14 protein-coding genes and 2 tRNA genes are annotated in these 18,869 nt (G+C 60.3%); 9 read left to right on the plus strand and 7 right to left on the minus strand.

The window, feature by feature from the left end; all coding sequences use genetic code 11:
- Positions 1–34: 34 nt before the first annotated feature.
- The gene (locus FW800_RS09100) at positions 35–760 is read left to right on the plus strand and encodes a phosphatase PAP2 family protein (RefSeq protein WP_248132466.1); all 726 of its coding nucleotides are present in this window, start codon (positions 35–37) and stop codon (positions 758–760) included.
- 616 nt (positions 761–1,376) lie between these two features.
- Here FW800_RS09100 and groL read toward each other — a convergent pair.
- From groL to FW800_RS09125, 5 genes are all read right to left on the minus strand, one after another.
- The gene (gene groL, locus FW800_RS09105; RefSeq protein ID WP_005791041.1) at positions 1,377–3,023 is read right to left on the minus strand and encodes a chaperonin GroEL; all 1,647 of its coding nucleotides are present in this window, start codon (positions 3,021–3,023) and stop codon (positions 1,377–1,379) included.
- A 50-nt stretch (positions 3,024–3,073) separates the two neighbouring features.
- The gene (locus FW800_RS09110) at positions 3,074–3,367 is read right to left on the minus strand and encodes a co-chaperone GroES (RefSeq protein WP_003193940.1); all 294 of its coding nucleotides are present in this window, start codon (positions 3,365–3,367) and stop codon (positions 3,074–3,076) included.
- Positions 3,368–3,617: 250 nt separating this feature from the next.
- Complete coding sequence (locus FW800_RS09115) at positions 3,618–4,094, minus strand: FxsA family protein (protein ID WP_032879654.1); 477 nt, start codon at positions 4,092–4,094, stop codon at positions 3,618–3,620.
- Between the two features lie 66 nt (positions 4,095–4,160).
- Positions 4,161–4,892, minus strand: a complete 732-nt coding sequence (locus tag FW800_RS09120) for a HugZ family pyridoxamine 5'-phosphate oxidase (protein WP_446437463.1) — start codon at positions 4,890–4,892, stop codon at positions 4,161–4,163.
- Positions 4,893–4,995: 103 nt separating this feature from the next.
- A complete protein-coding gene (locus FW800_RS09125; protein WP_032879652.1) occupies positions 4,996–6,003 on the minus strand; it encodes a DUF481 domain-containing protein in 1,008 nt (335 codons plus the stop codon).
- Between the two features lie 194 nt (positions 6,004–6,197).
- Between FW800_RS09125 and FW800_RS09130 the strand changes: the two genes are divergently transcribed.
- From FW800_RS09130 to FW800_RS09145, 4 genes are all read left to right on the plus strand, one after another.
- The gene (locus FW800_RS09130) at positions 6,198–6,512 is read left to right on the plus strand and encodes an MGMT family protein (RefSeq protein WP_050549437.1); all 315 of its coding nucleotides are present in this window, start codon (positions 6,198–6,200) and stop codon (positions 6,510–6,512) included.
- Between the two features lie 43 nt (positions 6,513–6,555).
- Positions 6,556–8,088, plus strand: coding sequence for an AmpG family muropeptide MFS transporter (locus FW800_RS09135; RefSeq protein WP_005791052.1), 1,533 nt, complete (start codon positions 6,556–6,558; stop codon positions 8,086–8,088).
- Between the two features lie 197 nt (positions 8,089–8,285).
- Positions 8,286–10,001, plus strand: a complete 1,716-nt coding sequence (locus FW800_RS09140; protein WP_005791054.1) for a proline--tRNA ligase — start codon at positions 8,286–8,288, stop codon at positions 9,999–10,001.
- 20 nt (positions 10,002–10,021) lie between these two features.
- The gene (locus FW800_RS09145) at positions 10,022–10,975 is read left to right on the plus strand and encodes a hypothetical protein (RefSeq protein ID WP_005791056.1); all 954 of its coding nucleotides are present in this window, start codon (positions 10,022–10,024) and stop codon (positions 10,973–10,975) included.
- A gap of 146 nt (positions 10,976–11,121) precedes the next feature.
- Here the strand turns inward: FW800_RS09145 and dinB are convergent, their stop codons facing one another.
- Entirely contained in the window at positions 11,122–12,180 is a 1,059-nt protein-coding gene (gene dinB / locus FW800_RS09150) for a DNA polymerase IV (RefSeq protein ID WP_005791058.1), read from the minus strand.
- 278 nt (positions 12,181–12,458) lie between these two features.
- Here dinB and FW800_RS09155 point away from each other — a divergent pair.
- The 4 genes from FW800_RS09155 (at position 12,459) to FW800_RS09170 (ending at position 16,988) form a co-directional block, all read left to right on the plus strand.
- Positions 12,459–12,535: transfer RNA gene (locus FW800_RS09155), tRNA-Met, on the plus strand.
- A gap of 174 nt (positions 12,536–12,709) precedes the next feature.
- Positions 12,710–12,786, plus strand: a tRNA-Met gene (locus FW800_RS09160).
- Positions 12,787–13,065: 279 nt separating this feature from the next.
- Entirely contained in the window at positions 13,066–15,708 is a 2,643-nt protein-coding gene (gene mprF / locus FW800_RS09165) for a bifunctional lysylphosphatidylglycerol flippase/synthetase MprF (protein ID WP_005791060.1), read from the plus strand.
- Positions 15,708–16,988, plus strand: a complete 1,281-nt coding sequence (locus FW800_RS09170) for a virulence factor family protein (RefSeq protein WP_103734883.1) — start codon at positions 15,708–15,710, stop codon at positions 16,986–16,988. Before mprF ends, FW800_RS09170 begins: the two co-directional genes overlap by 1 nt.
- Positions 16,989–17,125: 137 nt before the next feature.
- Here FW800_RS09170 and recJ read toward each other — a convergent pair whose 3' ends face one another.
- Positions 17,126–18,835 carry a single-stranded-DNA-specific exonuclease RecJ gene (gene recJ / locus FW800_RS09175; protein WP_005791065.1) on the minus strand — a complete coding sequence of 570 codons (1,710 nt, stop codon included), beginning with the start codon at positions 18,833–18,835 and terminating at the stop codon, positions 17,126–17,128.
- Positions 18,836–18,869: the final 34 nt, after the last annotated feature.

The following is an 18,869-nucleotide window of genomic DNA, read 5'->3' on the forward strand; positions in this document are numbered from 1 at the left end:
AGGTGAGCACGGGGCTTTCTCACCAAGGTTCGTGATGAAATCCTCCTCTTCTTTACCGGTTTCCAAACCGCTCAATTTCTGGCTGTGCCTGGGCCTGCCTGCCGGCGCCGCAGTGGTCTTGCTGTTGCTGGAACTGACCTCATTGGACATGGACCTGGCCAGGCGCTTCTACAGCGCGGAAGCTGGCGGCTTCATCGGCCGCTATAGCTTCTTCCTTGAAGACATCCTGCATGATCGGGCCAAGCAACTGGTGATCCTGTTTTCGGTGTTGGCGATTCTGGGGCTGGTCGGCAGCTTCATTCTGCAACGACTCAAGCCGTACCGCCGCGAACTGGTGTGCCTGGTGCTGTCGCTGGGATTGGCGACGGCCTTCGTGGCGCCGTTGAAAACCATCACCGCCGTGCAATGCCCCTGGAGCCTCAAGGAATTCGGCGGCCAGGAAACCTACAGCGAACTGCTCAGCCCGCGCCCGCCTACCGATAAACCTGGCCGCTGTTGGCCCGGCGGACATGCAGCTACCGGTTTTGCCTTGTTCGCCTGGTTCTTCGCGCTGAGGGATCGGCGACCACGGCTGGCGCGCAACGCGTTCATTTTTGCCGTCAGCCTGGGCAGCGTCTTCTCAGTCAGCCGTATGCTGCAAGGGGCACACTTTTTTTCCCACAACGTGTGGACAGCGATTTTTTGCTGGCTGATTTGCCTGGGTTTGTATTGCTTGTTGCTGTACCGGCCTTCACGGCAAGCCGTAATGCCGATCAGTTAAGCGAATGCAATGCTCAACGCAACGAAGATTCCGTGTAGGAGCGGGCTTGCCTGCGAAAGCCAACGGTAACCACGATGCGAAGCGAGCCGCTCTTGATCTTGATCTGCTTTTGATCTTGATCTTAGGCGCCCCGTTAAACCACGCTGGCCGGAATTCGACAGGGATTTGGGGGGTAAACCGGCAGGGATGCCGGTTTAGCCGCCCCGCGCCATGGATGGCGCGTGGCGGCGGCCCCCCAAATCGCTGTCGGATTACGGGCACACCGAGCCTAGGCGAGGTGCCGAGTGGTGGGGCAAGAGCGTTTTGCTTACTTTGCCGCTTTTGCAAAGTGAGCCGCCGTCAGGGCGGAACCCTAAGTGGCCGTTACCGCAGGAATGGATATGTACTCGGTATAACTGTGTCGGCTGGCAGGCCGCCATCGGGAGCAAGCCCCCTCCCACATTGGGATCGCGGTGTGTCAGGTAGATAGGCGTCGGCTGTCAGGCCGCCAGCGGGAGCAAGCTCCCTCGCCACAGGTCCAGTGTCATACCGAAGTTGAGTAGATACAGCCGCTCACAAAAAAGCCCCGCCTGCATCACTGCAGGCGGGGCTTTTTATAGCGCCGGGTAAGGCTGGCTTACATCATGCCGCCCATGCCACCCATGCCGCCCATATCTGGCATACCGCCGCCAGCTGCGCCTTCAGCCTTCGGCTTGTCAGCGATGGCAGCTTCGGTAGTCAGGATCAGGCCACCGATGGAGGCTGCCGCTTGCAGCGCGGAACGGGTCACCTTGGTAGGGTCCAGGATGCCCATTTCGATCATGTCGCCATAGACGCCAGTCGCAGCGTTGTAACCGTAGTTACCTTTGCCGTTCTTGACTTCGTTAACCACAACGCTTGGCTCGTCGCCGGAGTTGGCAGCGATCTGACGCAGCGGTGCTTCAACGGCACGACGCAGCACAGCGATACCAACGTTCTGATCGGCATTGTCGCCGGTCAGGTTGGTCAGGGCTTCCAGAGCACGGATCAGCGCAACGCCACCGCCAGGTACCACGCCTTCTTCAACGGCTGCACGGGTTGCGTGCAGGGCGTCTTCAACGCGGGCCTTCTTCTCTTTCATTTCAACTTCGGAGCCAGCGCCAACCTTGATCACTGCAACGCCGCCGGACAGCTTGGCCAGACGCTCTTGCAGTTTTTCACGGTCGTAGTCCGAGGAGGTTTCGGCAACCTGTGCACGGATCTGCGCGATACGGGACTCGATGTCGCCTTCAACGCCAGCACCGTCAACGATGATGGTGTTTTCCTTGGAGATGGTCACGCGCTTGGCGCTACCCAGGTTTTCCAGGGTGGCGCTTTCCAGGCTCAGGCCGATCTCTTCGGAGATAACGGTACCGCCAGTCAATACGGCGATGTCCTGCAGCATGGCCTTGCGACGGTCGCCGAAGCCTGGAGCCTTGACGGCTGCAACCTTGACGATGCCACGCATGTTGTTCACAACCAGGGTCGCCAGGGCTTCGCCTTCAACGTCTTCGGAAACGATCAGCAATGGGCGGCCGGCTTTGGCAACGGCTTCCAGTACTGGCAGCATTTCGCGAATGTTGGAGATCTTCTTGTCAACCAGCAGGATCAGCGGGTTGTCCAGCTCGGCAACCATGGTCTCTGGCTTGTTGACGAAGTACGGAGACAGGTAGCCACGGTCGAACTGCATGCCTTCTACAACCGACAGTTCGTTTTCCAGGCCCGAGCCTTCTTCAACGGTGATCACGCCTTCTTTACCGACTTTTTCCATGGCTTCGGCAATGATGTCACCGATGGAGCTGTCGGAGTTGGCGGAGATGGTGCCTACCTGAGCGATGGCCTTGGTGTCGGCGCATGGCTTGGACAGGTTTTTCAGCTCGGCAACGATGGCGATGGTCGCCTTGTCGATGCCACGCTTGAGGTCCATAGGGTTCATGCCGGCAGCGACGGCCTTGTAGCCCTCGTTGACGATCGCCTGAGCCAGTACGGTAGCGGTGGTGGTGCCGTCGCCTGCGTCGTCGTTGGCACGGGAGGCAACGTCTTTGACCAGCTGCGCGCCCATGTTCTCGAAACGGTCTTCCAGTTCGATTTCTTTGGCGACGGAAACGCCGTCCTTGGTGATGGTCGGAGCGCCGAAGCTCTTCTCGATGATCACGTTACGGCCTTTCGGGCCCAGGGTCGCTTTTACTGCGTCAGCCAGGACGTTGACACCGGTGAGCATTTTCTTGCGGGCGGAGTCGCCGAATTTAACTTCTTTAGCAGCCATGATCGATATTCCTTAAATACTTTGTAGTAACGGGAAAATGAGCGAGGAAATCAGTCTTCCAGTACGGCGAGAATTTCGTTCTCAGCCATGACCAGCAGGTCTTCGCCGTCGACTTTCACAGTGTTGCTGCCGGAGTAAGGGCCGAAAACAACCTTGTCACCCACTTTCACGGCCAGTGCGCGTACATCACCGTTCTCCAGGGTCTTGCCTGGGCCAGCAGCGACGATCACACCGTGGTTGGCTTTTTCAGCAGCCGAACCTGGCAGAACGATCCCGCCAGCGGTTTTCTTTTCTTCTTCGCTGCGACGGATTACGACGCGGTCGTGCAGAGGACGAAGCTTCATTGTCGATCTCTCCTAATTGTGTTTTTCATCGGCCGGTATCAATTCCGGCGGGTTAAATTCCGGCGGTGCCGGTCGCGGCTCGCTGGGCGAGACGCGGAAGTCTGTCTGATGTCACCACCAGAAACCTTGCGGTGACCGTTACATAAGGGCGCATACGCTTATTACAAGGGGGCCGGGAGGAAATTTTTTCTCAGATCGCTCCCCGGGCCAATGCAACACGGCACCCGAAGGTGCCGTGCCAGTGAAGCAGTTATTTGTTGTCGCGGTGTTCGAACTCGCCTTCGATCACGTCGCCTTCACGCCCCAGCGGTTGACGCGGGGCCGGGCCGCCACGGGGTTGCAGGTCGTCGGCAAACGCGCGTTGGCGAATCGCCGCTTCTTCGGCGCGCTGGCGCATCTTGCCGGCCAGCAGTTTGCGGGTAAACGGCAGCAGCAGGACCAGGCCGAGCACGTCGCTGATAAAGCCCGGCAGGATCAGCAGGCCACCGGCCAGGGCCATCATCAGGCCCTCAAGCATGGTCTGGGCCGGCAGTTCGCCGCGGTTCAGGCTTTCACGGGCACGCAACGCCGTGGCCAGGCCGGCCACGCGCAGCACCAGGACGCCGAGCATGGAGCCTGCGATGATCAGCAGCAGCGCCGGGAAAAACCCGATCGCACCGCTGACTTTGACGAATACAAACAGCTCCAACACCGGGAACAGCAGAAAGAGCAATAAAAAAGGGCGCATCAAATGGTTCCTCAACGCAAGAATGCCTTGCCAGTCCACCTTAGATGACGTCGCCATTGTGTGAATTCAAGCGTCGGCAGTGGTTTTTTTCGGCCACACCTCGGCGTGAGCCAATGAAACCAGGGCTTCGCGTACTTGTGTCGGTGTGTTGCAAGGCGTCTCGAAAGGCAACCAATGCAAGCTTTGGCCAATACGCAGGTGCATGCCTTCGCTGTCGATGCCGGCCAACTGCGCAGGCTCGCCAGTCGGCAAACCGCTGAGGTCGACGTAATGGGCGATGGCCTTGGTGTGATCGCTGTTCATGTGCTCGATCATGCTGCGCTCGGCCTTGCCTGCAAACGGATTGGCCAGGGTCAACTGGTCGACCCAGTGAATCGCGCCAAACCCACCGATATAACGGTGGCGCACCGGCTTGAGCACCCAGAAATCGAAATCGTGGGCCTTGTGGTAGTTGGCCGAATCGGGGAAGTAGCGGTAGTAACGCTCGGCGGCCGCTTCAATGGCCGCGCCGTCTTCCAGTTTCTCGGCCTCGGCCAGGTAGGTCAGACGCCCCACGGCCTGCACATCATCAGCCTCGCGCTCACCCACCAGCAATGAGCACTTGGGGTCTTTTTGCAGGTTATGGGTGTGCTGGGCGATGCGGCTGATCAGGATCAGCGGACGGCCCTGCTCATCGAGGCAGTAGGGCACGACCGAGCCGAAGGGAAAACCGGGCATGGCTTTTGACTGTGTGGCCAAAGCCCCACGGTATTCCTTGAGCAACAGCTCTCGGGCGTTCTTGGCAACGTGCGCGCTCAACGTATGACTCCTCGGGTGTTCCGTCGCCCATGGCATATGGGAATGGATCTCAACACAAGGTAATCAATATCCGCGCAGGTTGCCAGAGTGGCCGACGCTGCTTTTACCAGGCCACACCAAAGCCTGCGGTGTAGCGAGTCTTGCTCAGGCTGCTCTCGGAACTGCCGCTGACCTCGTTGCGCTCGGCCTTCAAGTTGAGCGAGGCCCACTCGGTAACCTTGTAGCGCAGGCCCATTTCCGCATCCAGGGAATACTCGGACGGCCCGGCAAGGGGTTTGCCCAATTCGCCGTTGGTAAAGAACTCGACAGTCTTGCCCACCAGGTAGCGGTTGTAGTTCCACTTCATGGCCAGGGAATAGAAGTTGTCCTTGCCGCCGTCGGCGTATTCGTAATCGGTGCGGTTGACCAGCGAACCGAGGGAGAACGCGCCCAGTTCATCGTCCCAGAACTGATAGCCCGGGCCGGTACCGACAACGCGCTGACGGGCCAGGTCTTCGACCTTGTCGCGCTTGTAGGTCAGGCGGCCCTGCCAGAACCAGTGCTCGGTGATGAAGCGGTCCAGGTTGTACTCCAGCGCCCAGTTATCGGTGGTGGTAACGTCGTCCTGGAACTCGCGGTTGTATTCGCCCTTGCCCGTATGACGCCATTGGCCATGACGGGCCGAGGTCTTGAAGTCGATGTCGTAGTCGTTGGTGTCTTTGTCGGCACGCTTGTAGTCCAGCGCCAGGTCGACGTTGCCCTTCCACACCAGGTCTTCGATCACTGGCTTGGGCTTCATGATCTGTTGGATGCTTGCCAGGTCGACCGTCTTGGGTGCCTCGCCATTGGCCAGCACCACCTTGCCGTCATCTGACGCCTGCAACGACTTGGCCTTTTCGCCGCTGTAGGCGTCCTGCTTGACCAGCAACTCCTGATCGCTTTCCAGGGTCTTGACCTGCTTCCAGTCCACCGGGATCGAGCCTGCGTAGGTGGTTTGGATCAGCAGTTTGCCACCGTCGAAGACTTTGATCTTGCCGGTCAGCCGGTCGCCGTTTTTCAACCAGACGGTATCGGCGAGCAAGGGCGTGGAAGCACTGAAAACAGCAAGGCACAACAGGGTTCTGGACAACATAAGCAGATACGGGGCTCAGGGGTGGCAAAAAATAGGGGCGTTATAGTGTTACATGGCTAGAACTGACTCAAGGATTTATATTGAGTTCAATGCTCATCGTCATGTTTACAGACGTTTCTGACAAAACCGCGACGATCTCAACGGATATCCCCATAGTGAAGCCACCTGCCGATACGCCGCAAAGCCCCGCCGAAATGCGGCGTACCGCGCTGTACCTGACCTTGTCGCAAGTGCCCGAAGGCTGTGTGGTGAGCTACGGCGAGCTGGCTCACCTGGCGGGTCTGGGCCGTGCCGCCCGATGGGTCGGGCGCACCCTGAGCCAGTTGCCCGAAGACACCCGATTACCCTGGCATCGGGTGTTGGGCGCCGGTGGTAGGATAAGTCTGCCGGCGGGCAGCGCCTCAGGCGACGAACAACGTGCGCGTTTGCGTAGCGAAGGCGTCACTATCTTGAACAATCGTGTTGATATTCAGCGCCATGGCTGGCGTCCGGTAGAGCACAGCGGTTAGAGTGCGCGCTTTGTTTCCGCAAACCTGAGGCAGACTCCAGCCCATGCCCCGTAAAACCTGGCGCGCCGCGCTCGCCGCCTATGCCAGCCCCTCGACATTAGTGCTGTTGTTGCTCGGCTTCGCCGCCGGCATGCCTTACATGTTGGTGTTCTCGACGCTTTCAGTGTGGCTGCGTGAAGCCGGTGTGGCTCGCGAGACCATCGGCTATGCAAGCCTGATCGGCCTGGCCTACGCCTTTAAATGGGTCTGGTCGCCGCTGCTCGATCAATGGCGCTTGCCGTTGCTCGGTAAACTGGGGCGTCGTCGCTCCTGGCTGGTGCTGGCCCAATCGCTGGTGATCCTCGGATTGATCGGCATGGGTTTTTGTGACCCGCAAAAACACCTGTCCTGGTTGATCGCCATCGCGGTGATCGTCGCCTTCGCGTCGGCCACCCAAGATATCGCCGTGGATGCCTACCGCCTGGAAATCGCCGACGACAGCCGCCAGGCCGCCCTGGCCGCGAGCTACATGTCCGGCTACCGCATCGCTGCCCTGCTGGCCACCGCCGGCGCGCTGTTCTTTGCCGAAGGCTTTGGCTCCACCGGCTTCAACTATAAACACTCGGCCTGGACCGGCACCTATGTGCTGTTCGGCGTGTTGATGGTGCCGGCGTTGCTCACCACCTTTCTCATGCGTGAACCTGATGTGCCACTGCGCACCCAGTTGCAGGCCGGCCGCTACAGTTTCATGCACCAGTTGGTGTCGGTGTTTGTGCTGATCGTGCTGTTGGTCTCGGTGCCGGCGATGTTCACCCAGCTGTACAACACCGACTTCGCCAGCGTGCTGTTCCAGGGCGTGAGCCTGTGGGAACTGCTGATGGAAGACCGCGCGTTCCTGCGCGCCATCCTTTATATCATCCTCACCACCCTGTGCCTTTCGGCCATGGGCCGTCGGGGCCTGGCGCCGGTGCTGACGCCGGTCAACGACTTTATCCTGCGCTATCGCTGGCAGGCGCTGCTGCTGCTCGGGCTGATTGCCACGTATCGCATGTCCGACACGGTGATGGGCGTGATGGCCAACGTGTTCTATATCGACCAGGGTTTCACCAAGGACCAGATCGCCGGAGTGAGCAAGATCTTCGGCTTGATCATGACCCTGCTCGGCGCCGGCATGGGCGGCCTGTTGATTGTGCGGTTCGGGATCCTGCCGATCCTGTTCATCGGTGGCGTGGCCTCGGCCGGCACCAACCTTTTGTTCGTGATGCTCGCCGACATGGGCCCCGACCTGCAGATGCTGATCGTCACCATTTCCCTGGACAACTTCAGTTCGGGCATGGCCACCTCGGCGTTCGTGGCGTATCTGTCGAGCCTGACCAACCTCAAGTTCTCCGCTACCCAATATGCGTTGCTCAGCTCGATCATGCTGTTGCTGCCACGCCTGATCGGCGGGTATTCGGGGGTGATGGTGGAGAAGTTCGGTTATCACAACTTCTTTATGATCACCTGCCTGCTGGGGGTGCCGACGCTGCTCCTGATTGCATTGCACTGGTTCCAGGAGAACCGGCGCGCCCGGTTGAATCCGCCGCAGGAAGACTGATACGACTCGGTCAATGTGGGAGCTGGCTTGCCTGCGATAGCGATGGTGAACCCAACGCCGCTATCGCAGGCAAGCCAGCTCCCACACAAGCGACGGTTACGACAGATACGCCCCGCCACCTCACGCCTGTACTCCTGCAGCAACCGCCCGTACAATCCCAAGTCATTTCAAGTCCAAGCAACCGACAACGGCCTACCATGCGTACCAGTCAATATTTGCTCGCCACACAGAAAGAAACGCCTTCCGACGCGGTTGTGATCAGCCATCAGCTGATGCTGCGCGCCGGCATGATCCGCAAACTGGCCTCGGGCCTGTACACCTGGTTGCCCATGGGCTTGAAGGTGATGCGCAAGGTCGAAGCCATCGTTCGCGAAGAAATGAACGCTGCCGGCTCTCTGGAAGTGTTGATGCCGAGCACCCAACCGGCTGAGTTGTGGCAGGAATCCGGGCGCTGGGAAGAGTACGGCCCTGAGTTGCTGCGCTTCAAGGACCGTCATGGCCGCGATTTCTGCGCCGGCCCGACCCATGAAGAAGTCATCACCGACCTGATGCGCAACGAGTTGAGCAGCTATAAACAGTTGCCGCTGAACCTGTATCAGATCCAGACCAAATTCCGCGATGAAATCCGCCCGCGCTTCGGCTTGATGCGTGGTCGCGAATTCATCATGAAGGACGCCTATTCGTTCCACGCCGACCAGGCTTCCCTGCAAGCGACCTACGACCGCATGCACCAGGCCTACTGCAATGTATTCACGCGCCTGGGCCTGAAGTTCCGCCCGGTTGAAGCGGACAACGGCTCCATCGGCGGTGCAGGCTCCCACGAATTCCACGTGCTGGCCGAATCCGGTGAAGACGATATCGTGTTCAGCAACGGTTCCGACTACGCGGCGAACATCGAGAAGGCCGAAGCCATACCACGTGAAACCTCGCGCCCTGCTCCCACCGAGGAGCTGCGCCTGGTCGACACGCCGGACACCAAAACCATCGCGGCTCTGGTGGAGAAATTCAATCTGCCGATTGAAAAGACCATCAAGACCCTGATCGTGCGTGCTGAAGAAGAAGGCAAGCTGATCGCCCTGGTGATCCGTGGCGACCACGAGCTCAACGAAATCAAGGCCGCCAACCAGCCAGGCGTAGCCAGCCCGCTGGTCATGGCCACCGATGCCGAACTGCGCGACGCCATTGGTGCCGGTGCCGGTTCCCTCGGCCCGCTGAACCTGCCGCTGCCGATCATCATCGACCGTTCCGTCGAGCTGATGAGCGACTTCGGTATCGGCGCGAACATCGACGACAAGCACTACTTCGGCGTGAACTGGGAGCGTGACCTGCCGGTTCCGACCGTGGCCGACCTGCGCAACGTCGTAGCCGGTGACCCAAGCCCGGATGGCAAGGGCACCCTGGAAATCAAGCGCGGCATCGAAGTCGGGCACATCTTCCAGCTGGGCAACAAGTACAGCAAGGCGATGAAGTGCGAAGTGCTGGGCGAGAACGGCAAACCGATCACCCTGGACATGGGCTGCTACGGCATTGGTGTTTCCCGCGTGGTCGCCGCTGCCATCGAGCAGAACAACGACGAGAAAGGCATCATCTGGAGTGACGCTTTGGCGCCGTTCCAGGTGGCCCTGGTGCCGTTGCGCTATGAAACCGAGCAAGTACGCGAAGCCACCGACAAGCTGTACGCTGAACTGACCGCTGCCGGTTTTGAAGTGCTGCTCGATGACCGGGACAAGAAAACCAGCCCGGGCATCAAGTTCGCCGACATGGAACTGATTGGCATCCCGCACCGGATCGTGGTCAGTGACCGTGGCCTGGCCGATGGCAATCTGGAATACAAGAGCCGGACCGAAGCGCAAGCCCAACCGTTGCCGGTGGCTGACGTGCTGTCTTTCCTTCAGGCGCGTATTCGTCGCTGAAAACCAGATCAAGAGAAGTCATGTTCAAGCGAAACACCAAAGCCCTGGGGGGCGCCGCCTTGTGCGGCGCCCTGCTGGTCAGCGGCTGCGCCAATCAGATGTCGCAACGCAGTGAGCACGAGGAGCGGGTCGAGCGTAAATTGCTCGATCACAGCCTGCAGATCGATGTAGGCGAACCCAAAGTGCTGGAGCTGCCGCAACGCCGGGTTCGCATTCATGAGCAGAAGACCTTCGAGGTCACCGAATTCGAAGTCACCCGTCGTTACGATCGCTACACGCCCTACCAGCCCTGGCGCAAACTCTATGAGATGCCGCTGGGTGCCGTGGCGTTGGTCGCGGGCGTGGGTGCCAACGTGGCGAATATCTTCGCCCTCGGCAACCTGCCCACGAGTGTGACGCGAGACTGGCTGAGCTATGGCGTGGACGGCATCAACCCGTTCATGAACGTGCAATCCCATGGCCGTGCGCAACAGAACCTGGCAGCTATCGATGAAGTCCAGCGCGACAAGCGCCTGGAGTATTCGAGCCTGCCGTGGAGCGAGCGCCCGGTACAAGTCACTGCCGGCAAGCAGACCCATGAGCTGACCACCGACCGCAACGGCATCCTGCGCCTGAACCTGTTGGACAGCCCGTTTGCCGAGCAGGACCTGAACCGTGTCACCACCTTGAAGATCAGCGTGGCAGATGGTCAGGACGATGTGCACACAGACTCGACCCTGGCGGTCAGCAACTCCCTGCGCGGCAAATTGCTGGAAGCCCATGGCCTGATCTACGACGACCTGGAAGATGACGAAGTGAACCAATGGGTGCACCGCGTCAAGCGCCTGTCGGAACTGGGCCTGGAAGAAGAAGCCAGCGAACTGGAACAAAGCCTGATCGAGCTGACCCGCAATGATCCGGAATTGCAGCAGGAGTTTGTGCAGGCACTGACCAAGGATGCGGGGCGGTTGGTCGCAGATCCTGGCGCACGCTGAAATCTGCAGCCTGTTGGAGATCAAATGTGGGAGGGGGCTTGCTCCCGATTGCGGTGTATCAGTGTCAGATGTACTGACTGACACACCGCAATCGGGAGCAAGCCCCCTCCCACACTTGAGTCTCCCACACTCTTTAATCCCGGTTTCTACCAGGAGAACTCGAGCTGTTCGTTTCCGCCGCTCAGGTCCAGCAACCGCACCCCAATCCCCAACAAACGCACCGGCTTGCCCCCGCGATTAAACGCCTGGGTCAGCAACTGCTGATAACTCTCCAGATCCCGCCCTGCCCCCGCCTGCTCCAGCGTCGTCTGGGTAAAGTCATGAAACTTCACTTTGACGAACGGCTTGCCCGCCCGGTAGCTGCTGTCGATGCGCGCCATACGCCCCGCGAGGGTTTCCATCAATTCAGGAAGTTTAGCCAGGCAGCTTGAAAGATCCGGCAAGTCCACATCGTAGGTATTTTCCACACTGATGGACTGTCGACGACTGTCGTTTTGCACCACGCGATCATCAATCCCACGGGCCAGGCTCCAGAGTCGTTCGCCAAAACTGCCGAATTCGCGCACCAGCGCCAGTTTGTTCCACTCGCGCAGCTGCAAGCAGTCTTCGATGCCCAGGCGCGCGAGCTTATCGGCGGTGACCTTGCCAACGCCGTGCAGCTTGCTGACCCGCAGCTGCGAGACAAAGTCTTCGACCTGGTCCGGGGTAATCACGAACAGGCCGTTGGGTTTCTTCCAGTCGCTGGCGATCTTGGCCAGGAACTTGTTCGGCGCCACCCCGGCAGACACGGTGATATGCAGCTGGTTGGAGACCCGCCGACGGATGTCCTGGGCAATACGCGTGGCGCTGCCGCCAAAATGCGGGCTGTCGGAGACGTCGAGGTAGGCTTCATCCAGCGACAACGGCTCGATCAAGTCGGTGTAGTCGCGAAAGATCGTCTGGATTTCCTTCGATGCTTCTTTATAGGCATCCATGCGCGGCTTGACGATGGTCAGGTCGGGGCACAGCTTCAAGGCGTGGCGCGACGACATCGCAGAACGAACTCCATACGCACGCGCTTCGTAGTTGCAGGTAGCGATAACCCCCCGCCGGTCCGCCGAGCCGCCCACAGCCAAGGGCTTTTGCGCCAGGCTCGGGTCGTCACGCATCTCGATGGCGGCGTAGAAGCAATCACAGTCGACGTGGATGATTTTGCGCTGCGTCATATAAACGGGGTGTGAACCAACGGGTGGCCAGTATCGCATTCACCCCTGTATATAGCACCAGTAGTTTGATTCTTCCTTCCAAGTGGTAGGAAGTTTCCCCGATGAATTTATTTTCTCAATCGAATTCAGCCTTCCGATAGAGCTGAAAGCCTCAGCCTGACTGGCCCGAAGCGCTTCATGACCCCGCCTTGGAGAGCTAACCGATTGAACCACAAGCGCTTTTGTTTGATTTACAGGTTGACACACTCGCGTTCCTCTGTAGAATGCCGACACACAGACGCGGGATGGAGCAGTCTGGTAGCTCGTCGGGCTCATAACCCGAAGGTCGTCGGTTCAAATCCGGCTCCCGCAACCAAACATCAAAAAAGGCTACTCGAAAGAGTGGCCTTTTTTGTGCTCGCGTGTTTTCTCCCGCTGCGCCTGAAAACACCGCCAACACTTTGATTTCAGAATAATTCGCGCTTATTTGGTCCATCGGCTCATTAACGGTTGACACCTCGCCGCTTGGCTGTAGAATGCCGCCCACAGACGCGGGATGGAGCAGTCTGGTAGCTCGTCGGGCTCATAACCCGAAGGTCGTCGGTTCAAATCCGGCTCCCGCAACCAAACATCAAAAAAGGCTACTCGAAAGAGTGGCCTTTTTTGTATCCGACGAAAAAGTTCTTCTGAAACAATGGCATGGCATCTTTCATGAAACCGTAGTCGGTTTGTAGAGTCCATCTCATTGCACGCTAGGCTCAATGCTCAAGCGCTACCCTCTACGACCAATGGCCGCAGTCGCCGACCCCGGTGATCCGCGTTAATATTTGTAATTATTTTGTCCATAGGGATTGGTAACTTGGCCGGATACCCCCATCCTGTCGCGCACAATCCACGAGGTGATTGATGCGCGCCAACTCGTCTGAACCACAAGACACCGTCACAGCAGAACAACCGATCACGCCGACCCGCTTGCGATGGCTGGATTTGTTGAGCAAGTATCGCCAGCCCATTGGCCTGGCCGTAACGCTGCTGCTGTTTGCAATCGCCCTGATCGCCTGCCGACACCTGCTGCTGGAACTGGACCTCTATGCACTCCACGATTCGATTCTGGAAGTGCCCAAGCCAGCCTTGCTCGGTGCGTTTGCAGCGGCAGTCGCAGGTTTCATTATCCTGCTTGGTTATGAATTTTCCGGCGCACGCTATGCCGGCGTGAAGTTACCCGCCAAGACCCTGGCCCTGGGTGGCTTCACCGCCTTTGCCATCGGCAACGCCATTGGCTTGTCGATGCTCTCGGGCGGTTCGGTGCGCTACCGTTTATATGCACGCCACGGCATCGGCGCATCGGAAGTGGCGCACATGACCGTGTTCGCCAGCCTGGCCCTGGGCTGTGCCCTGCCGCCACTGGCCGCATTGGCCACGCTGAGCAATTTGCCGGCGGCTTCGACTTACCTGCATTTACCGCAAAGCCTGCTCGGGGGGATTTCCGGCGCCGTGTTGGTGTTGTCGGCCATGCTGTGCATCGGCATCTATCGTCGTCGCCTGCCGGAACAGCCCTACCCCGATAACCTGCTGGTCAAGGCCGGGCGTCGCACCCTGCGCCTGCCGGGCCGCCGCCTGACCTTCCTGCAGTTGATCATCACCGCCCTCGACGTAGCCGCTGCCGCTGCCGTCCTTTATATGCTGTTGCCGGAAGCACCGCCCTTCGGCCCGTTCCTGCTGGTGTACCTGCTGGCACTGGCCGCCGGTGTGCTCAGCCATGTGCCGGGGGGCGTGGGTGTATTCGAAGCGATCCTGCTGGCGGCCTTCGCCGACAAACTCGGTGCCGCGCCCCTGGCTGCCGCCTTGCTGCTGTACCGGATGATCTACGTGGTATTGCCGCTGCTGATCGCCTGTGTGTTCCTGCTGGTCAACGAGGCCCAGCGCCTGTTCCAGACCCAGCAAAGCCTGCGGGTGGCGTCGGGGCTGGCAGCGCCGGTATTGGCCGTCCTGGTTTTTTTGTCCGGCGTGGTCCTGCTGTTTTCCGGCGCCACGCCAGAGATCGACTCACGCCTGGAAAACATCGGCTTCCTGATTCCCCACCGCCTGATTGACGCCTCGCACTTCGGTGCCAGCCTGATCGGCGTGTTGTGCCTGTTGCTCGCCCAGGGCCTGCGTCGACGTTTGTCGGCGGCCTGGATGCTGACCATGGTGCTGCTGCTGGTCGGCGCCCTGCTCTCGTTGCTCAAGGGCTTCGACTGGGAAGAAGCCAGCCTGATGACCATGACCGCGGTGCTGCTGGCGATCTTTCGCCGCTCGTTCTACCGCGCCAGCCGCTTGACCGAGCTGCCGTTTTCGCCGCTTTACCTGGTGGCCAGTGTCTGTGTACTCGGCGCTTCGATCTGGCTGCTGTTGTTCGCCTATCAGGATGTGCCTTACAGCCATCAACTGTGGTGGCAGTTCACCCTCGACGCCAACGCCCCTCGCGGTTTGCGCTCGTTGCTGGGCGCTGCGGTGCTGCTGGTGATCGTATCGCTGACCTGGCTGCTGCGCACGGCGCGCCCGGTCATCCACTTGCCCACCCCGGAAGAACTGGAGCGCGCCAGCAAGATCCTGATGGCCTCGTCCCAACCCGACGGCGGCCTGGCGCTGACCGGCGACAAGGCGCTGCTGTTTCACCCCAACGATGAAGCCTTCCTGATGTACGCCCGTCGCGGGCGCAGCCTGGTGGCCTTGTACGACCCGATCGGCCCGACCCAGCCGCGCGCCGAGATGATCTGGCAGTTCCGTGACCTGTGCGATATCCACCACGCAAGACCGGTGTTCTACCAGGTACGCGCCGAGAACCTGCCGTACTACATGGACATCGGCCTCACCGCGATCAAGCTGGGCGAAGAAGCCCGCGTCGACCTGAAACGCTTTGACCTGGAAGCCAAGGGCAAAGAGATGAAGGATTTGCGCTACACCTGGAACCGTGGCACCCGGGACGGCTTGTCCCTGGAAATCTTCGAACCGGGCCAGGCGCCGATGGATGAATTAAAAGTCATCTCCGATGCCTGGCTTACAGGTAAGAATGTGCGGGAAAAAGGCTTCTCCCTGGGCCGTTTCAGCGACGACTACCTCAAGCACTTCCGTATCGCGATCATTCGCTTCGAAGGGCGCCCGGTAGCCTTCGCCAACCTGCTCGAGACCTACAATCATGACCTGGCCAGCCTTGACCTGATGCGCGCCCACCCCGACGCGCCCAAGCTCACGATGGAATTCATGATGGTGGGCCTGATTCAACATTATAAGAACCACGGCTACGCCCGCTTCAGCCTCGGTATGGTGCCGCTGTCGGGCTTGCAACCGCGCCGTGGCGCACCGCTGACCCAGCGCCTGGGCTCGATGGTGTTCCGCCGTGGCGAGCAACTGTATAACTTCCAAGGTTTGCGCCGCTTCAAAGACAAGTTCCAGCCCGACTGGGAACCCCGTTACATGGCCGTGCCCGCAGGACTTGATCCGCTGGTGGCACTGGCCGATACCGCCGCCCTGATCGCGGGCGGCTTGACTGGATTGGTGAAACGCTGATGATTCGACGCTCCTGGCGGTATGTATTGGCCTTTGTAGTGCTGCTCGCGCTGGTCGTGGCGGGTGGCTTTTGGTACTGGAACCGCCCTGCCCCGCAACCGACCCTGGAGCAATTGCCCCAGGCCGATGGCTCGGTAATGACCCGCGTTACCCCCGCCAGCGCCGCCAAAGCCCGCGTGGCCGTGGCCGTGATGGCCGATGAAGCGCTGACCGACAGCCAACTGGTTGCCCTGAGCCAGGGCGGCGCGGCGCAAATCGTTCAGGTGATCCTGCCTAAGGATGACTGCAAGCTGCAGGAACAAGCGCTGCAAGGCGCCCTGGCCCAGCTCAAAGGCCCGGCGACCCTGGTCAGCGGCATCGGCCCTGGCGCTGCGCTCGCCTGGCGCTGGCTGGCCACTCAGAATGATGACAAGGCTAACGCGATCTCCGTCGGCTTTGCCCTGAAACAGGAAGGCTGCAACGACCCGCTGCCCACGACCTCTGCCCACGGCAACTGGCTGGTGGCGTGGAACGACAATCCCGACGATGAAAGCGCCAGCTTCGTACGTGACACGCCGCGTGCCACCACCAGCATCAGCGACTACGACATTCATTACCCGCAAGTGCTGAACAACGAGCTGCGCAAGCAACTGGTCGGTTCGGACAACGGTGGCCTGGCGATTCCCGTGGTGGAAGTTCCTGCCGGGCAGGCCAAAGACACCGTGACCCTGTTCCTCTCCGGTGACGGCGGCTGGCGTGACCTGGACCGCGATGTGGCCGGCGAGATGGCGAAGATCGGCTACCCGGTGGTCGGCATCGACACACTGCGCTACTACTGGCAGCACAAGAGCCCGGAGCAAAGCGCCAAGGACCTCACCGAGCTGATGCAACACTATCGGCAGAAGTGGGGCACCAAGCGCTTCGTGCTGACCGGTTATTCGTTCGGCGCCGATGTACTGCCGGCCATTTACAACCGTATGCCGGAAAACGAACAGCAGCGCGTCGATGCGATCATCCTGTTGGCATTTGCGCGCACCGGCAGCTTTGAAATCGAAGTGGAAGGTTGGCTGGGCAACGCCGGCAAAGAAGCCGCCACCGGCCCGGAAATGGCCAAGCTGCCACCTGAGAAGGTCGTGTGCATCTATGGTGCAGAGGAAGTCGACGAGAGTGGCTGCACCGACAAGACCGCAGTGGGCGAAGCCATGAAGCTGCCGGGCGGGCATCACTTCGATGAGAACTACCCGGCGCTGGCCAAGCGCTTGGTGGATATTATCGTCAAGCACCAGGCCAAAGCCGAGTAGCTCCAGGCTGCACACAGGACCCAATGTGGGAGGGGGCTTGCTCCCGATAGCTGAATGTCAGCCAATGATTTAGTGACTGATGCACCGCTATCGGGAGCAAGCCCCCTCCCACATTTGTCTTGCATTGTCAGGAATATCTAACGTGGTTCGATGTGGGCAATCATCAGCTGCACAGTCTCATTGCCACGAAACTCATTCACATCCAGCTTGTAAGCCAACTCCACCCAACGCACCGTCGGGTTCGGCCACACCTCGCGGTCCACGCCGAAGGCGATGCCATCAAGCTTCACTGACCCGCATTCGCTCTTGAGCACCACCTTCAGGTGCCGCTCCCCTACTACCCGCTGCTCCACCAACTGGAACACACCGTGAAACAACGGCTCCGGAAAGTGCTGCCCCCATGGGCCGGCATGGCGCAGGGCGCGGGCCAGCTCCAGGTGGAACTCTTCCACGGCCAAGGTGCCGTCGGAGAGCAGGCGGCCGGTGAGGTCCTCTTCACGCAGCTGCCGACGCACTTCGGCATCAAAGGCTTGCGCAAACAGCGGGAAGTTCGCCTCGGGCAGGGTCAACCCGGCGGCCATGGCGTGACCGCCGTACTTGCTGATCAGGTTGGGATGCTGGCTTGCAACAACCGCCAGCGCATCGCGGATATGAAAGCCTTGCACCGAACGCCCAGAACCCTTGAGCAGGCCGTCGCCCGCGTCAGCAAAGGCAATGGTCGGGCGGAAGTAACGTTCTTTCATGCGCGACGCGAGGATGCCGATCACCCCCTGGTGCCACTCCGGGTCGAACAGGCACAAACCGTACGGCATCGACTCCACCGGCAAGTCCTTGAGCTGGGCCAGGGCCTCGCGCTGCATGCCTTGTTCAATGGATTTACGGTCCTGGTTCATGCCGTCCAGTTGCGCGGCCATTTCCCGTGCGGCGCCAGCGTCGGTGGTGAGCAGGCATTCGATGCCCAGGCTCATGTCATCCAGGCGCCCGGCCGCGTTCAGCCGCGGGCCGAGGATAAACCCCAGGTCGGTGGAGGTGATGCGAGCGTGGTCGCGCTTGGCCACTTCCAGGATCGCCTTGATGCCAGGCCGCGCCCGACCGGCACGAATGCGCTCCAGGCCTTGATGAACAAGGATGCGATTGTTGGCGTCCAGCGGCACCACGTCGGCGACGCTGCCCAACGCCACCAGATCAAGCAGTTCACCGATGTTCGGCTGGGGTTTGTTGTCATACCAACCCAGGCTGCGTAACCGCGCGCGCAGGGCCATCAACACGTAGAAGATCACGCCGACACCGGCCAGGGCCTTGCTGGGAAACGTGCAGCCCGGCTGGTTCGGATTGACGATGGCGTCGGCGGCCGGCAGTTCATCGCCGGGCAAGTGGTGGTCGGTGACCAGCACCTTCAGCCCCGCCGCTTTCGCCGCCGCCACGCCTTCGACGCTGGAGATGCCGTTGTCCACGGTAATCAGCAACTGGGGCTCGCGCTGCAACGCCACCGCGACGATTTCCGGCGTCAGGCCGTAGCCGTACTCGAAACGGTTGGGCACCAGGTAATCGACATGGGCCGCCCCAAGCAAGCGCAGGCCCAGGGTACCTACGGTGCTCGCCGTGGCGCCATCGGCGTCGAAGTCACCAACGATCAGGATGCGTTGGCGCTGCTCCAGGGCGGTCACCAGCAAGTCCACCGCCGCGTCGATCCCTTTGAGCTGCTGGTAGGGAATCAACCGCGCCAGGCTCTTGTCCAGCTCAGCTTCCGATTGCACCCCGCGCGCGGCATAGAGACGGGTCAACAGCGGCGGCAATTCACCGAGAAAAGGCAGGACGGCGGGCAATGGGCGGGGATCGATACGCATGGGGTGACGGGCGCTTCTCTTCTAATACATCGGT

This window comes from Pseudomonas sp. 910_23 (genome assembly GCF_052850795.1).

Coding starts and splice junctions, on each gene's coding strand:
- FW800_RS09100 (WP_248132466.1), top strand. CDS start 35: ATGAAATCCTCCTCTTCTTTACCGGTTTCCAAACCGCTCAATTTCTGG.
- groL (WP_005791041.1), bottom strand. CDS start 3,023: ATGGCTGCTAAAGAAGTTAAATTCGGCGACTCCGCCCGCAAGAAAATG.
- FW800_RS09110 (WP_003193940.1), bottom strand. CDS start 3,367: ATGAAGCTTCGTCCTCTGCACGACCGCGTCGTAATCCGTCGCAGCGAA.
- FW800_RS09115 (WP_032879654.1), bottom strand. CDS start 4,094: ATGCGCCCTTTTTTATTGCTCTTTCTGCTGTTCCCGGTGTTGGAGCTG.
- FW800_RS09125 (WP_032879652.1), bottom strand. CDS start 6,003: ATGTTGTCCAGAACCCTGTTGTGCCTTGCTGTTTTCAGTGCTTCCACG.
- FW800_RS09130 (WP_050549437.1), top strand. CDS start 6,198: ATGCGGCGTACCGCGCTGTACCTGACCTTGTCGCAAGTGCCCGAAGGC.
- FW800_RS09135 (WP_005791052.1), top strand. CDS start 6,556: ATGCCCCGTAAAACCTGGCGCGCCGCGCTCGCCGCCTATGCCAGCCCC.
- FW800_RS09140 (WP_005791054.1), top strand. CDS start 8,286: ATGCGTACCAGTCAATATTTGCTCGCCACACAGAAAGAAACGCCTTCC.
- FW800_RS09145 (WP_005791056.1), top strand. CDS start 10,022: ATGTTCAAGCGAAACACCAAAGCCCTGGGGGGCGCCGCCTTGTGCGGC.
- dinB (WP_005791058.1), bottom strand. CDS start 12,180: ATGACGCAGCGCAAAATCATCCACGTCGACTGTGATTGCTTCTACGCC.
- mprF (WP_005791060.1), top strand. CDS start 13,066: ATGCGCGCCAACTCGTCTGAACCACAAGACACCGTCACAGCAGAACAA.
- FW800_RS09170 (WP_103734883.1), top strand. CDS start 15,708: ATGATTCGACGCTCCTGGCGGTATGTATTGGCCTTTGTAGTGCTGCTC.
- recJ (WP_005791065.1), bottom strand. CDS start 18,835: ATGCGTATCGATCCCCGCCCATTGCCCGCCGTCCTGCCTTTTCTCGGT.